Annotated in this window: 13 protein-coding genes; 5 read left to right on the top strand and 8 right to left on the bottom strand. The window is 66.8% G+C overall.

Annotated features, from left to right (window positions below; genetic code table 11):
- Positions 1-79 precede the first annotated feature (79 nt).
- Positions 80-1396, bottom strand: coding sequence for a glycerate kinase type-2 family protein (locus ACYVH8_RS04200; RefSeq protein WP_460487631.1), 1317 nt, complete (start codon positions 1394-1396; stop codon positions 80-82).
- Positions 1397-1620: 224 nt separating this feature from the next.
- Between ACYVH8_RS04200 and ACYVH8_RS04205 the strand changes: the two genes are divergently transcribed.
- Positions 1621-2214, top strand: a complete 594-nt coding sequence (locus ACYVH8_RS04205) for a hypothetical protein (protein WP_460487632.1) — start codon at positions 1621-1623, stop codon at positions 2212-2214.
- 7 nt (positions 2215-2221) lie between these two features.
- On the opposite strand, the gene ACYVH8_RS04210 is transcribed toward ACYVH8_RS04205, so the two are convergent.
- Positions 2222-3136 carry a LysR family transcriptional regulator gene (locus tag ACYVH8_RS04210; RefSeq protein WP_460487633.1) on the bottom strand — a complete coding sequence of 305 codons (915 nt, stop codon included), beginning with the start codon at positions 3134-3136 and terminating at the stop codon, positions 2222-2224.
- Positions 3137-3254: 118 nt separating this feature from the next.
- Between ACYVH8_RS04210 and gcl the strand changes: the two genes are divergently transcribed.
- From gcl to ACYVH8_RS04230, 4 genes are all read left to right on the top strand, one after another.
- Entirely contained in the window at positions 3255-5021 is a 1767-nt protein-coding gene (gcl, locus tag ACYVH8_RS04215; protein ID WP_460487634.1) for a glyoxylate carboligase, read from the top strand.
- A 65-nt stretch (positions 5022-5086) separates the two neighbouring features.
- The gene (hyi, locus tag ACYVH8_RS04220) at positions 5087-5863 is read left to right on the top strand and encodes a hydroxypyruvate isomerase (protein ID WP_460487635.1); all 777 of its coding nucleotides are present in this window, start codon (positions 5087-5089) and stop codon (positions 5861-5863) included.
- Positions 5864-5938: 75 nt separating this feature from the next.
- A complete protein-coding gene (gene glxR / locus ACYVH8_RS04225; RefSeq protein ID WP_460487636.1) occupies positions 5939-6841 on the top strand; it encodes a 2-hydroxy-3-oxopropionate reductase in 903 nt (300 codons plus the stop codon).
- A gap of 28 nt (positions 6842-6869) precedes the next feature.
- Complete coding sequence (locus ACYVH8_RS04230) at positions 6870-8651, top strand: response regulator (protein ID WP_460487637.1); 1782 nt, start codon at positions 6870-6872, stop codon at positions 8649-8651.
- Between the two features lie 360 nt (positions 8652-9011).
- On the opposite strand, the gene ACYVH8_RS04235 is transcribed toward ACYVH8_RS04230, so the two are convergent.
- The 6 genes from ACYVH8_RS04235 to ACYVH8_RS04260 all read right to left on the bottom strand — a co-directional run bounded on the left by ACYVH8_RS04235 (position 9012) and on the right by ACYVH8_RS04260 (position 15306).
- Positions 9012-9974: a hydroxymethylglutaryl-CoA lyase gene (locus tag ACYVH8_RS04235; protein ID WP_460487638.1), complete on the bottom strand. Its 963-nt coding sequence runs from the start codon at positions 9972-9974 to the stop codon at positions 9012-9014.
- A complete protein-coding gene (locus ACYVH8_RS04240) occupies positions 9971-11185 on the bottom strand; it encodes a CaiB/BaiF CoA transferase family protein (protein ID WP_460487639.1) in 1215 nt (404 codons plus the stop codon). Before ACYVH8_RS04240 ends, ACYVH8_RS04235 begins: the two co-directional genes overlap by 4 nt.
- Positions 11186-11194: 9 nt before the next feature.
- Positions 11195-12166 (bottom strand): Bug family tripartite tricarboxylate transporter substrate binding protein, encoded by a 972-nt coding sequence (locus tag ACYVH8_RS04245; protein ID WP_460487640.1) that lies wholly within the window; start codon positions 12164-12166, stop codon positions 11195-11197.
- A gap of 27 nt (positions 12167-12193) precedes the next feature.
- Positions 12194-12832, bottom strand: a complete 639-nt coding sequence (leuD, locus tag ACYVH8_RS04250; protein WP_460487641.1) for a 3-isopropylmalate dehydratase small subunit — start codon at positions 12830-12832, stop codon at positions 12194-12196.
- Complete coding sequence (gene leuC / locus ACYVH8_RS04255; RefSeq protein ID WP_460487642.1) at positions 12832-14268, bottom strand: 3-isopropylmalate dehydratase large subunit; 1437 nt, start codon at positions 14266-14268, stop codon at positions 12832-12834. Before leuC ends, leuD begins: the two co-directional genes overlap by 1 nt.
- Before the next feature lie 120 nt (positions 14269-14388).
- Entirely contained in the window at positions 14389-15306 is a 918-nt protein-coding gene (locus tag ACYVH8_RS04260; RefSeq protein ID WP_460487643.1) for a LysR family transcriptional regulator, read from the bottom strand.
- Between the last annotated feature and the right edge of the window lie 82 nt (positions 15307-15388).

The raw sequence follows: 15388 nt of genomic DNA on the forward strand, positions 1-15388 counted from the left end.
GGCAGCCACTGTGCCGCCCCCGACCGCTGCCGGTCTTGAGCCAAGTCAAAGACCGCGCACGAAAACCGATCGCCCAGACCTACACAACAAGCAGGGCCCGGAAATCGTTCACATTGGTGTGGGTGGGCCCGGTCACCACCAGATCGCCCAGGGCCTGGAAGTAGCCATAGGCGTCGTTGCGGTCCAGGTAACGCTCCACCTTCATGCCCTGCGCCTGGGCCCGCGCCAGCGTGCCGGGTTCGACCCAGGCGCCGGCGTTCTCTTCCATGCCATCGATGCCGTCCGTATCTGCCGCCAGGGCCCAGACACCGGCCTGGCCCTGCAAGGCCAGGGCCAGGCCCAGGCAGAACTCGCCGGCACGGCCACCCTTGCCGCGTTGCTCGCCGTCCGGCACCGGGCGCACCGTCACCGTGGTCTCGCCGCCGCTGAGGATGACGCAGGGTTTGGCAAAGGGTTGCCCACGGCGGGCCACGGCACGCGCCAGGGCCGCATGCACCTTGCCCACCTCGCGCGACTCGCCTTCGAGTTCGTCACTGAGGATGTAGGCGTTCAGGCCCGCGGCGCGCGCCGCCTCGGCCGCGGCCTCCAGCGACTGCTGGGGCGTGGCAACCATGTGCACGGGCTGGCCCTTGAAGATGGGGCTGCCGGGCTTGGGCGTTTCCAGCTCACCCCGTTCCAGCGCGGCCAGGACGGGCGCGGGTACGTCGATCCTGTAGCGCTTCAGGATGGACAGGGCATCGGCGCAGGTGGTGGCGTCGGGCACGGTGGGGCCGCTGGCAATCACCGAGGGGTCGTCGCCCGGCACGTCGCTGATGGTCAGCGTCACCACCTGGGCCGGCGCGCAGGCCGCGGCCAGGCGCCCGCCCTTGATGCGCGAGAGGTGCTTGCGCACGCAGTTCATCTCGCCGATATTGGCGCCGCTGGCCAGCAGGGCCTTGTTGATGCGTTGTTTGTCCTCCAGCGCCAGGCCTTCGGCCGGCAGGGTCAGCAGGGCCGAGCCGCCACCCGAGATCAGGCAGAGCACGAGGTCGTCCTTCGTCAGGCCCTGCACGAGCCGCAGGATGCGCTGCGAAGCGAGCAGGCCGGCCGCATCAGGAACCGGATGCGAGGCCTCGATCACCTCGATGCGTTGCGACAGACCGGCCGGGCGCGGCGGCGTGTGGTGGTAACGCGTGACGACCAGGCCCGAGAGCGGCGCTTCGATGGGCCACAGGGTCTCTACCGCCTGCGCCATGGCGCCGCCCGCCTTGCCGGCGCCGATGACAACGGTGCGGCCCTTGGGCGGTGGGGGCAGGAAGGCTGCCGTGTTGTGCAGGGGCAGGGCGCGTCGCACGGCGGCCTGGTACAGATGCGTGAGGAATTCGCGGGGCTGGGTGCGGGGATCGGGGTGGCTCATGCTTGTCTCCAGCCGCCATTGTGACGCCGTAACCCGGCGGTAACCGGGCCGCCGTGGCGGGCAGAGTTGTTGCACGGCCGGCACAAAGCCGGGCAGGCCGGCCTGGAAACGGGCGTCGGCAGCCCCGGACCCGTAACAGTTGCTCACATTTGTGGCACAGTTGCCGCATCACTGCCTGCAGACCAGGACCCGTTGGAAAAACGGGTCCGGTCGGACCCCATTTCATGCGCCTGAACCAGAACTTTCGCCATTTCCTGCCCGCCATCGGCGCGCTTGTGCTGACGGCCCTGCTGGCCGGCTGCGTCACGGCACCTCCCCCCACGGCCAGCGCACCGGCCCCCGTCGCCCCCGTGATCACCCAGCCGGTGCGTCCCCCCCTGCCCATGGGCCCCGTCTCCACGGCCGACAGCCCCATCGACTACCGGCTCGACGCGGCCTACCACCTCTACGACAAGAACACCGCGCGCATCTTCAAGGGCGTGATGCCGCACTTCCTCTACGCCATCGGCGTGCTGGAGATCCAGGTGGACAGCCGCGGCAACCTGCAAGCGCTGAACTGGATGCGCGCGCCCGAACATGCCCCCGAGGTCGTGGCCGAGATCGAGCGCACCGTGCGCCAGGCCGCGCCCTTCCCGGCGCCCGTGCGCATGGGCAGTGCGACCTATATCGAAACCTGGCTGTGGGACGTCAGCGGCAACTTCCAGCTGCACACCCTGAGCGAAGGCCAGGGCCCCGAGGGTCAGCCGCGCCGCCCCATGCCGCCGCACCCGCACTCCGTGCGACTGGTTTCCGGCCCCTCTGCTGCAGGCAGCCAGTAAGCCAATTTCAGGCCTTGGGGAGGTTGTCCCACCACCGCTCCCCCAGGCGCGACTGCAGGTAGGCGATGAAGGCCATCACCTTGCCGGGCACCAGCTTGGGTGAGGGAAACACGGCGTGGATCTCCTGCTCGGGCAGGCCATGCCCCTTGAGCACTTCCACCACATGGCCCGATTTCAGCGAGTCGCTGGCCACGTAGCGCGGCATGGCCGCGATGCCGTAACCATTGCGCGCTGCCGCCAGCACCGCCGAGAGGTTGTTGGAGCGCAGACGCCCGGCCACCGGCACCGTCACCGCATCGCCCTTGGGCGTGGTCATGCGCCAGACGTCGTCACCGAGCACGCTGCTGTAGATCAGGGCCGGGTGGCGACTCAGGTCGGCGGCCTGCTTCGGGCTGCCCTGCCTGCGCAGGTATTTGGGTGAGGCCACCATGAGCCAGGGGTTGATGCCCAGGAAACGCGCGCCCAGCGTGGAATCGGCCAGCTTGCCCATGCGAATCGCCAGGTCGATGCCGTGGGCCACCAGGTCGGTGTAGCGGTCCTCGAAGCTCAGGTCGATCTGCACCTGCGGGTGCTTGGCCATGAACTCGAGCGCCAGCGGCGTGACCACACGCCGCCCGAAAGCCACCGAGGTGCCGATGCGCAGCAGGCCCTGGGCCTGGGTCTGGCGCAGGCGCACGATGTTGTCGGCTTCGTCCGACTCGCGCACGATGACCTTGCACTTTTCGTAGTAGAGCGCCCCCGACTCGGTGACGCTGACACCGCGCGTGTTGCGGTTGAGCAGGCGCACCTTGAGGCGCTCCTCGATCGCCGCAACCAGCTTGGTCACCGTGGGCTGGGTGATGGAAAACTCCTTGGCCGCCTTCGAGAAGCTGCCGGTTTCCACCACCCGCACATACACCTCCATCGCCTGCAATCGATCCATCGCTTTCGCCTTATCCATTCCGATATGGAATAGATGTTATGGACTCCAGCCGTCTTCCGCAAGTGCCCGGGAATTTTTACAGTCCGTCATCGATTTTGATATTCAAGGAGAACTCCCCATGGCCAAAATGAAAGCCATCGAAGCCGCCGTCTGGGTGCTGGAGAAGGAAGGCATCACGCAGGCCTTCGGTGTCCCCGGCGCCGCCATCAACCCGCTCTATGCCGCGCTGCGCAAGCAGGGCACCATCGGCCACATCCTGGCGCGCCACGTGGAAGGCGCCTCGCACATGGCCGAGGGCTACACCCGCGCCAACCCCGGCAACATCGGCGTGTGCATCGGCACCTCGGGCCCGGCCGGCACCGACATGATCACCGGCCTGTACTCGGCCCAGGCCGACTCGATCCCGATCCTGTGCATCACCGGCCAGGCCCCGCGCGCCCGTCTGTACAAGGAAGACTTCCAGGCCGTGGACATCGAGTCGATCTCCAAGCCCGTGACCAAGTGGTCCGTCACCGTGCGCGAGCCGGCCCAGGTGCCGCGCACCTTCCAGCAGGCCTTCCACCTGATGCGCTCGGGCCGCCCGGGCCCGGTGCTGATCGACCTGCCCTTCGACGTGCAGATGGCCGAGATCGAATTCGATCCCGACACCTACGCCCCGCTGCCGGTCTACAAGCCGGCCGCCACGCGCGCCCAGGCCGAGAAGGCCCTGACCATGCTCAATGAATCGGCCCGCCCGCTGATCGTGGCCGGTGGCGGCATCATCAACGCCGACGCCTCCGACCTGCTGGTGCAGTTCGCCGAGATCACCGGCGTACCCGTCATCCCCACCCTGATGGGCTGGGGCGCCATTCCCGACGACCACCCGCTGATGGCCGGCATGTGCGGACTGCAGACCAGCCACCGCTACGGCAACGCCACCATGCTGGCTTCCGATTTCGTGCTGGGCATCGGCAACCGCTGGGCCAACCGCCACACCGGTTCGGTCGAGGTCTACACCAAGGGCCGCAAGTTCGTACATGTGGATATCGAGCCCACCCAGATCGGCCGCGTCTTCTCGCCCGACTACGGCATCGCCTCCGACGCCAAGATCGCGCTGGAACTCTTCGTGCAGGTTGCCAAGGAATGGAAGGCCGCCGGCAAGCTGGCCGACCGCAGGACCTGGTCCGACGAATGCCTGGAGCGCAAGGCCACCCTGCACCGCAAGACCGACTTCGACAACGTGCCCATGAAACCGCAACGCGTCTACCAGGGCATGGTCGAGGCCTTCGGCAAGGACGTCTGCTACGTGAGCACCATCGGCCTGTCGCAGATCGCCGGCGCGCAGATGCTGCACGTCTACAAGCCCCGCCACTGGATCAACTGCGGCCAGGCCGGCCCGCTGGGCTGGACCGTGCCCGCCGCCCTGGGCGTGCGCGCCGCCGACCCGAGCCGCAAGATCGTGGCCCTGTCGGGTGACTACGACTTCCAGTTCATGATCGAAGAGCTGGCCGTGGGCGCGCAGTTCAAGCTGCCCTACATCCACGTCGTTGTGAACAACTCCTACCTCGGCCTGATCCGCCAGGCCCAGCGCGGTTTCGAGATGGACTACTGCGTGCAGCTGGCCTTCGAGAACATCAACACCCAGGGCGACCCGGTGGCCCAGGGTTATGGTGTGGACCACGTCAAGGTGGTCGAGGGCCTGGGCTGCAAGGCCATCCGCGTGCACAGCCCGGCCGAACTGGCCCCGGCCATCGCGCAGGCGGAAGAGCTGATGGCGCAGTTCAGCGTGCCGGTGGTGATCGAGGTCATCCTGGAGCGCGTGACGAACATTGCCATGGGCACCGAGATTGACAATATCATCGAGTTCGAGGAAACGGAAAACCGTCGCGTCGGCGCGCCGGCCTGAACCTGAGAGCCTGAGAACCCGGGGCCGGCAATGCCGGCCCTCTTTGATATGGATGGAGTAAAAAGATGCCCAAATTTGCAGCCAACCTGACCATGCTGTTCAACGAAGTGCCCTTCCTGGAGCGCTTCGCGGCAGCCAAGGCGGCCGGCTTCGAGGCGGTGGAATACCTGTTCCCCTACGCCTACGACAAGAACGAACTGGCCGGCCTGCTCAAGACCCACGGCCTCAAGCAGGTGCTGCACAACCTGCCGGCCGGCAACTGGGACGGCGGCGAGCGCGGCATCGCCTGCCACCCTGACCGTGTGGAGGAATTCCGCAAAGGCGTGGACCAGGCCATAGCGTACGCACAGGCCCTGGGCTGCCCGCAGGTCAACTGCCTGGCCGGCAAGCTGCCCGCGGGCGTGAGCCGCGAGCAGGCTCTGGCCACCTTCGTGGCCAACCTGAAGTTCGCCGCCGACCAGCTCAAGGCCGCCGGCCTGCGCCTGCTGATCGAGCCGATCAACAGCTACGACATCCCCGGCTTCTTCCTGAACACCACGGCCCAGGCCGCGGCCGTCCTGGACGCCGTGGGCAGCGACAACCTCTGGATCCAGTACGACATCTACCACGCCCAGCGCATGGAAGGCGAACTGGCCGCCACCGCGCAGGCCTACCTGCCGCGCATCGGCCACATCCAGCTGGCCGACAACCCGGGCCGCAACGAACCGGGCACCGGCGAAATCAACTATCCTTTCCTGTTCCGCCACCTCGACGCCATCGGCTACACCGGCTGGATCGGCTGCGAGTACAAGCCCCGCACCAAGACGGCGGAAGGCCTGGGCTGGATCAAGGCCTTGACTTAAGAAAATCACCGTTCAGGCTGAGCCTGTCGAAGCTCTTCGACAGGCTCAGGGCGAACGGATCAAAGGAATCTGAACATGAACAAATCCGGACTGAAACTCGGCTTCATCGGCCTGGGCATCATGGGCACCCCCATGGTGATGAACCTCATCAAGGGCGGCCACGTGCTGTTCGTCAACACCCGCAGCAAGGTGCCGCAGGAGTTGGTGGACGCCGGCGCCACCGTGTGCACCACGCCTACCGGCGTGGCCGAACGCGCCGACATCGTCTTCACCATGGTGCCCGACACCCCCGACGTGGAGAAGGTGCTGTTCGGCGAGAACGGCATCGCCAAGGGCCTGTCCAAGGGCAAGGTGGTGGTGGACATGAGTTCCATCGACCCGATGGCCACCAAGGGTTTCGCCAGGAAGATCAACGAACTCGGCTGCGACTACCTCGACGCGCCGGTGTCCGGCGGTGAAGTAGGCGCCAAGGCCGCCAGCCTGACCATCATGGTCGGCGGCGAACCCGCCGTGTTCGAACGCGTCAAGCCCCTGTTCGACCTGATGGGCAAGAACATCAACCTGATCGGCGGCAACGGCGACGGCCAGACCACCAAGGTGGCCAATCAGATCATCGTGGCGCTGAACATCGCGGCCGTCAGCGAAGCCCTGGTGTTCGCGTCGAAGGCCGGCGCCGATCCGGCCAAGGTGCGTGCGGCCCTGATGGGCGGCTTCGCCGCCTCGCGCATTCTCGAAGTGCACGGCGAGCGCATGGTCAAGCGCACCTTCAACCCGGGCTTCCGCATCGCGCTGCACCAGAAGGACCTGAACCTGGCCCTGCAGGGCGCCAAGTCGCTCAAGATGGCCCTGCCACAGACCGCCAACGCCGCACAGCTGATGCAGGCCTGCGCCGCCCTGGGCCACGACCAGGCCGACCACTCGGCCCTGGTGAAAGCCATCGAGGCCCTGGCCAACCACAAGGTTGCACCCGACGCCTGAAACTGAAGCGGGGCTGAACCCCGCCCCCATGAACACCAGCCCCGGCACGCCCAAGCGCGCCGGGGCTGCTTGCTTGTGGCCATCAGGGCTATCATCCCCGCATTCCTTCCCCGAGACCGGCCTGCGCATGGCGCTGCATGACGACGATCTTTCCAACACCCGGGCGCTGGTCGTTGACGGCAACCCCACCTCGCGTGCCATCCTGGTCAACCAGCTGCGTGAGTTTGGTGTGGGTTATGTGGAGCAGGCCACACGCACCATGGACGCGCGCAAGGCGCTGGAGTTCAAGAACTTCGACATCGTGCTGTGCGAGCAGTACTTCCAGCCCGGCACCCCCACCGGCCAGGACCTGCTGGACGATCTGCGGCGCAACCAGCTGCTGCCCTTCGCCACGGTCTTCATCATGGTCACCGGTGAAGCCACCTACGCCAGGGTGGCCGAAGCCGCCGAGTCGGCCCTGGACGGCTACCTGATCAAGCCGCACACCGCCACGCGCCTGGCCGGGCGCCTGCACCAGGCCCGTCAGCGCAAGGCCGCGCTGGCCGACATTTTCGCCGCCATCGAGGCCGAGGACTATGCACGAGGCGCCGAACTGTGCCTGCAACGCTTCGAGGAGCGCGGTGCCTACTGGCTCTATGCCGCGCGCATCGGCGCCGAGCTGCTGATGCGCGTCGACCGCTACAACGACGCCCAGCGCCTCTATGAGACCGTGATCGCCGCCAAGACCCTGCCCTGGGCCAGGCTGGGCGTGGCACGCGCGCAGCTGGACAAGGGCGAACCCATGCGCGCCATCGGCACGCTGGAGAACCTGATCAGCGAAGACCCGCGCTACGCCGACGCCTACGACGTGCTGGGCCGTGCCCAGTTCGAGCTGGGCAACCACGAGCAGACCCTGGCGGCCTACCGCATGGCCTGCGCGGTCACGCCCTTCTCCATCACACGCCTGCAGAACCTGGGGCTGATGATGTACTGCAGCGGCAACCGCGTGGAGGCCGAGAAGATCCTGAGCCAGTGCGCGCGCCTGGGGCTGGACTCCAAGATGTTCGACTGCCAGACCCTGGTGCTGCTGGCCTTCACACGGCTGGAATGCGCCGACCGCAAGGGCCTGCAGCACTGCCGCGACGATTTCGTCAAGCTGATCGACCGCGACGAGAAAAACCCGCGCCTGCGGCGCCAGGCCAGCATCGTCGAGGCGCTCATCCTCATCATGGACCGCCAGTTCGCGCGCGCGGTGGAGGCCGTGCGCGGCCTGGCCGGGAAGGTCAAGGACCCGGCCTTCGACATCGAATCAGCCACCAACCTGCTGGCCCTGATGGCCCAGCTGGCCAACAAGGCCATCCAGCTCGACGACATGGAGCCCGCGGTGGACGCCATCGGCATGCGCTTCTCCACTGGCCGCTCGATGAACGAGCTGCTGGCCGGCGCAGCCGGCATCCACCCGCCCTACGCAGAGCGCCTGCGCGCGGCCGGCAGCCATGTGCTCAAGCTGGCCGAGACGGCTCTCACGCTGAGCCTGGGCGGCAACCCCTCGGGGGCCGTGCGCGACCTGCTGGCCCACGGCAACAAGACCCTCAACGCCAAGCTCATCGAGACCGCGCGCCTGGTGCTCCAGCGATACGAGGGCCGTATCGCCGAGGCGCTGGCATTCGAGCACGCGGTGCAGGAATGGCGCCGGCAGTACGGCAACCCCAGCCTGCGCCCCGCGCTCACCGAACAGGGCCGCGCCGCGGGCGCCCTGAACCTGCGCACGGCGGTCAGGGCCGACGGCTCGCCCGCAGCCATCTTCGCTGCCGCGCCGCTAGTAGACTGAATCTGTGAGATCGCCGGCAAGCGGCTGACCAGCGCTGCGGCAGGCAAGGCGCAAAGCACAGACGGGCCCGTAGGCCCGGCGAGCATTTGCAACGCCGCATGGCACAGCGAGGGGCAGACGAGTGCCAGTGAATCTCACGGATTCAGTCTACTAGGGCACGATGAGGCTGCGGAAATCGCGACGGGGACCCCTGCTCCCCTTCCAAACGATGACTTCCCTGCAACCGGGTTTGTCACCGCACAGGCCAGGAGGAACAAGGGGGATGCCTCCCGTTGAGACCGTGCGCTGAGCAGGCTGCAACGTTTTTGCAACGCCGACGCCCACTGTCTGCCCGAGCCCCCCCCGCGGACCTCAGGCTCTTCACCCTTGCGGAGCGGGGTGCAGATCCAGTCGCCGCCCGGCCTTCACAATCTGGCTGGGAATGTCGTGACCGATGAGACCCGGCAAGCGTTTGGCAGCTTGCAGCAGCTGCGCCAGATCCACGCCGGTGTCATAGCCCATCAGCTCCAGGGCATGGACGATCTCCTCGGTGCACACATTCCCCGTAGCGCCCGGCGCATAGGGGCAGCCGCCGATACCTCCCACCGATGCATCGAACCGGTCGGCCCCTGCGTCGATCGATGCCAGCACATTGGCCAGGCCCATGCCACGCGTATTGTGAAAGTGCAGCGTCAGCTCGGTCTGCGGCCAGCGTGAGCGGAATGCGGCCACCAGTTCCGCCACCTGCGGCGGGTATGCCATGCCCGTCGTGTCACACAGCGTCACACCGTGGGCACCCATCTCGTCCACATACCTTGCGCACCAGTCCAGCACCGTCGCGGAATCGACGTCGCCCTCCATCGGACAGCCAAAGCTGCATGACAGCGACACGTTGACCGCCACTGACGTCTGAAGCGCGAGGCGTGCAACCTCCGACAGAGCGGCGTAGGATGCCTCGCGAGACATGCGCAGGTTGGAACGGTTGTGGCTTTCGCTGGCCGACATGACCAGGTTCAGCTCATCAGCGTTCGACTCGATGGCGCGCTCGGCGCCGCGCCTGTTGGGCACCAGCGCGCTGTACACCACCCCCGGTTGACGCCGGATCTCGCGCAGCACCACCTCTGCGTCGCGCAATGCGGGGATGGCCTTGGGCGAAACAAAGGCGGTGACCTCGATCTTGGCCAGGCCGGTCCCGGACAGGGCGTTGACGAGGGCGATCTTGTCCTCTGTCGGCACAAAGATCTCCTCGGCCTGCAGTCCGTCACGCGTGCCGACTTCCTGCAGGTGCAAGCGCCGGCCGGCGCCTTGCCAGACCGCATCCGCTTTCAATGTTGTCACACTCATGCCACCACCTTTTTTTCACGCAGCGCCCTGATCCGCGCTGCGTCCAGCCCCAGTTGCTCCAGAACACCATCTGTATCTTCGCCCAGACGCGGCGCGGAAGAGCGAACCGAACCGGGCGTTCCCATCAGCTTGGGAACGATGCCCGGCACTTCCAGCTCATGGCCGTCGCGCGTGGTCTGATGCAGGATCATGTCGCGCGCCCGATAGTGCGGGTCCTCAACGATGTCCTTGGCCGTGTACACACGACCGGCAGGCACCTTGGCATCGCCCAGTACCTGCAGCACCTCGTCGACAGACCGCAGGGAGGTCCATGCCCCGATGGCGCGGTCAAGCTCCTCCACGCGCGCCACGCGGCCCGCGTTGTCGGCCAACGCGGGATCGACACCGAGGTCCGGACGCCCGATGGCATCCATCAGGCGCTTGAAAATGCTGTCGCCGTTTCCGGCGATCAACACCACGCCATCGGCGCAGCGGTAGGCGTTGGAAGGCGCTATGCCCGGCAGGGCCGAGCCGGCGGGATCGCGCACCACACCAAAGGCGCTGTACTCCGGCACCAGGCTTTCCATCACGTTGAACACGGCTTCGTGAAGCGCCACGTCCACCACCTGCCCCTTGCCGCCATTGACCTTGCGGTGGTAGAGGGCGGTGAGCACACCGATGACGCCGTGCAGCGCCGCGAGGGTATCACCGATCGAGATGCCGCAGCGAACCGGCACCCGGCCAGGCTCACCCGTGAGGTGGCGCAGCCCGCCCATGGCTTCGCCGATGGCGCCGAAACCCGGCAGGTCCCGATAGGGCCCCGTCTGCCCGTAGCCGGAGATGCGAAGCATCACCAGGCCAGGATTGTCGCGCGAGAGTTCCTCGTAGCTCATGCCCCAGCCCTCCAGCGTGCCGGGGCGGAAGTTTTCGATCAATACATCGGCCTGGGCGATGAGCTGACGGGCCATGTCCTGGCCCTCGCGGCTGCGCAGGTCCAGCGCGATTGAACGCTTGTTCCGGGACTGCACCTGCCACCAGACGGACGTACCGTCCTGCAGCAAGCGCCAGTTGCGCAGGGGGTCGCCCGCGCCGGGCGGCTCGATCTTGACCACGTCGGCGCCGAAGTCGCCCAGCGTCTTGCCCGCGAACGGACCGGCGATCAGCTGACCCATTTCAACGACGCGCAGGCCGGCCAGCGCACCCGGCTGCAGGGAGGAAATCATGGGGGACATTGGCTATCCTCAGTCGATGGTGGCGCCAGACTCCTTGACGATACGTTCCCACTTGGGCAGATCGTCGCGGATCAGTGCGGCGAATTGTTCGGGCGTGCTCTTGAACGGCTCGCAGCCGACGCCGGCGAGACGCTCAAGGACATCCGACGAATCCAGCGCCCTGGCCACCTCCTGCTGCAATTTGTTGACAACGGCGCGCGGCGTGCCGGCCGGGGCCAGCAGGCCATACCAGGGGGTGGAGCCAAATCCCTTGACGGTTTCGCCGATGGTCGGGACTTCCGGGAGGGCCGAGACACGCTTCTCGTTGACCACGCCCAGGACCTTGAGCTTGCCGGACTTGATGAAGGCGATCGACGAGGGCAGGCTCTGAACCGAGACCTGCACCTGGCCGCCGATCAGGTCGGTCACCGCAGCCGATGCGCCCTTGTACGGCACGTGCGTCATTTCTATGCCCGTGGCCTTGCCCAGCATCTCCCCGACCAGGTGATTGAGCGTGCCGTTGCCCGCTGAGCCGATGTAGATCTTGCCGGGCTGCGCCTTGGCTGCAGCGACCAGTTCCGTCACATTGCGCGGCGCAAAGGCATTGTTGGCCACGAGCACATAGCCAGCCGTGGCGACCGGCGTGATCGGCTCAAAGTCCTTGATGGGGTCAAATCCGGTGTTCCGGTAGAGCGACGGGTTGATCACATGCGAACTGTTGACCGTGAGCAGTAGCGTGTAGCCGTCCGGGCGGGCCTTGGCGGCGGCTGCGGTGCCGATGTTGCCGCCCGCACCAGGACGGTTGTCGACAATGAATTGCTGGCCGGTCTGTTCCATGAGCTTCTGCGCAATGATGCGCGCAATCGCATCATTGGCGCCGCCGGGGGCCTGCGGCACGACCAGGGTCACGGGTTTGAGAGGGTACTTGTCGTCAGCCAGCGCGGGACCCGCCAGGGCGGCGAGCAGGGCGGTCGCAAGCAGAATGCATCGATTGATTGACATATCAGTCTCCAGGAGTTGAGTGGGAAGTCAGGTAAAAAGCCAGGGTTCGGTGCCGGCGCGACGCGCCTCGTAGGCGCGGATGCGATCGGCCTTTTGCAGCGTCAGACCGATTTCGTCCAGGCCCAGCAACAGGCGTTGTTTGCGCTCGGGGTCGATGTCGAACGCAATGGGATCGCCTTGCGGCGGCGCCAGCCTCTGTTGCGGCAGATCAATACGCAGCGTGTAGCCGGGCTGGCGTCGCACATCGTCGAAGAACCGGTCAATCACCTCCTTGGGCAACCGCACCGGCAGCAGTCCGTTCTTGAAGCAGTTGCCGTAGAAGATATCCGCAAAGCTGGGCGCGAGCAACGCACGAAAGCCATGGTCGCGCAGCGCCCATGGGGCGTGTTCGCGACTGGAGCCGCAACCGAAGTTTTCGCGCGTGAGCAAAATCTGCGCTCCCGCATAGCGCGGCTGGTTCAGAGGAAAGTCCGGGTTGCGCGGTCGACGCGAGACATCCTGGCCCGGCTCGCCGCGGTCGAGGTATCGCCACTCATCGAACAGGTTGTCGCCGAACCCCGTGCGACGGATCGACTTCATGAACTGTTTCGGGATGATGGCGTCGGTGTCCACGTTGGCCCGATCCAGCGGAAGCACCAGCGATTCCAGGGTGGTGAAGGCCTGCATCAGAGAGCCTCCTCGGGAACGTCGGTAAAGTGGCCGGCAATCGCCGCAGCGGCGGCCATCGCCGGGCTGACCAGATGGCTGCGCCCGCCCGCACCCTGACGCCCCTCGAAGTTGCGGTTGGACGTCGAGGCGCAACGCTCGCCGGATTCCAGGCGGTCATCGTTCATGCCCAGGCACATGGAACAACCCGGCTCGCGCCATTCGAAGCCGGCGGTGGTGAACACTTGGTCCAGCCCCTCGGCCTCGGCCTGCGCCTTCACCAGACCCGAGCCCGGAACAACCAGCGCCTGCCGGATGCCGGCTGCCACGCGGCGCCCCCGCAGCACAGCGGCCGCGGCGCGCAGGTCCTCGATGCGCGCGTTGGTGCACGAGCCTATGAACACCTTGTCAACGCTGATGTCCCTCATCGCAATACCGGCTTGCAGGCCCATGTAGTCGAGTGCACGGACCATGCTTGCGCGGCGCACCGGGTCGGGCTCGGCTTGCGGGTCGGGGACATGTCCGTCCAAGGGAACCACCATCTCGGGCGAGGTGCCCCAGGTGACCATCGGACTCAACGCCAGCGCGTCCACATGCACGGTGCGATCGAAGCAGGCCCCCGGATCGCTTGTGAGCGTGCGCCAGTCGGCAACAGCCGCGTCCCATTGCGCGCCCTTCGGCGCATAGGGGCGGCCGCGCAGATAGTCGATCGTCTTGTCGTCCACGGCAACCAGGCCCACCCGGGCCCCGGCTTCGATCGCCATATTGCACAGCGTCATGCGGCCCTCCATGGACAGGGCGCGAATCGCGCTGCCCGTGAACTCGATCGCGTAGCCCGTGGCGCCGGCGGTGCCCAGCGCGCCGATGATGTGCAGGATCAGGTCCTTGGCCGCCACGCCGGGGCGCAGGGCGCCGGCCACCTCCACGCGCATGCGCTGCATGGGCGGCAAGGCCAGGCACTGCGTCGCGAGCACGTGCTCCACGTCGGAGGTGCCCACGCCAAAGGCCAGTGCGCCGAACGCACCGTGGGTGCTGGTATGCGAATCACCGGCCACCACGGTCATGCCCGGCAGCGTGGCGCCCTGCTCGGGCCCCACCACGTGGATGATGCCCTGCTCGATGCGACCCAGTCCGAACTCCGTGATGCCGAACTCGCGGCAGTTCACGCCGAGCTGGCGGACCTGCGCGCGCGACAGCGGGTCCTGGATATGCTCCACGCTGACACGCTGCTCCTTCGTGGTCGGCACGTTGTGGTCGGCGGCCGCGAGCACGGTGGAGGCGCGCCAGGGGCGGCGACCGCGCAGGCGCAGACCCTCGAACGCCTGCGGGCTGGTGACTTCGTACACCAGATGGCGATCGACATACAGCAACGCCTCGCCATTGGGGCTCACATCAACGAGATGACGCATCCACAGCTTGTCGAACAGCGTCAGCGCTTCAGGAGAGCTTGCTTGCATTGTTCATGCTCCAGTCCACCAGAGGAGAGTAATCTGGCATCAGTCTAGGCAGCGCCCGCCCGAAACGGAATGCCGAAATGGTGAAGCGAGCTTTCTTCGAATGAGAAAGCGGACGAGGGCTCAGCGCCTGGGCGTGGCCATCGTCGGACTCACCAGCAGGTGGTCCATCAACGTACGCGCTGGGCGCGCCAGCGCAGCAGCATCGCGCGCGCACAACAGCAGGCAACGCTCGGCCCAGCTGCCGCGCAGTGCGATCCTGCGCAACGCCATCGAGCGCAGATGCGGCTGCACCGCCAGGTCGGGCAGTACGGCGATGCCCAGGCCCGCCGCGACCATCTGGCACATCGCGTCGAAACTGCGTACGTGGATGCGTACGCGCAGGCCCAGGCCGAGCTGGGTCGTCTCCCTTGCCAGTCGCTGGGCGAGCGAAGTCCCCTGCGCGAGACTGACGAAGTCGTAGGCCGTCGCGTCAGCGAGATCGACCTCACGCCGCCGCGCGAGCGGGTGTCTCTGCGGCACCACCAACACCAGCCGGTCCTGCCGGTAGGGCCAGGTCCTGAGGCCCGGCGTTGGCGTGCGGTCGGCCACGACGCCGAGGTCGGCGCGACCGTCCAGCACCGCCATGGCCACCGCCGGGCTGTCGTGCTCATGCAGCTCGATGCGTATGCCGGGATGCGCCTTTGCAAACGCTGCCAGTTCGCCCGGGAGGAACTGGGTGATGGCTGAGGTATTGGCCCACAGGCGCACCACACCGAGCACGCCCTGCGCATGGTCCGACATATCCGCTGCCAGCTGGTCAACATCGTGCAGGATGCGCTGCGCATGGCGCAGCAACTCCTGCCCGGCCAGTGTCGGAACGACCCCGCGGGAATGACGTTCCAGCAGCGTCGCCCCAAGCGCGGCCTCCAGATCGGTGATGCGCTTGCTCGCTGCACCGACAGCCAGATTCGCCAGCTCCGCCCCCTTGCTGATGCTGCCGGTGCGTGCCACCAGCGTGAACAGCGAGAGCGAGACCAGATCAAGGCGGTGCAGGTTCATAGGATCGAATCATTGTAGGGCGGCACGTCCCCTGAATTCCAAAGGCTGACCGATGGCGCCTGACGACACATTTTTCAGCGAA

The sequence above is a fragment of the Curvibacter fontanus genome (assembly GCF_054780335.1).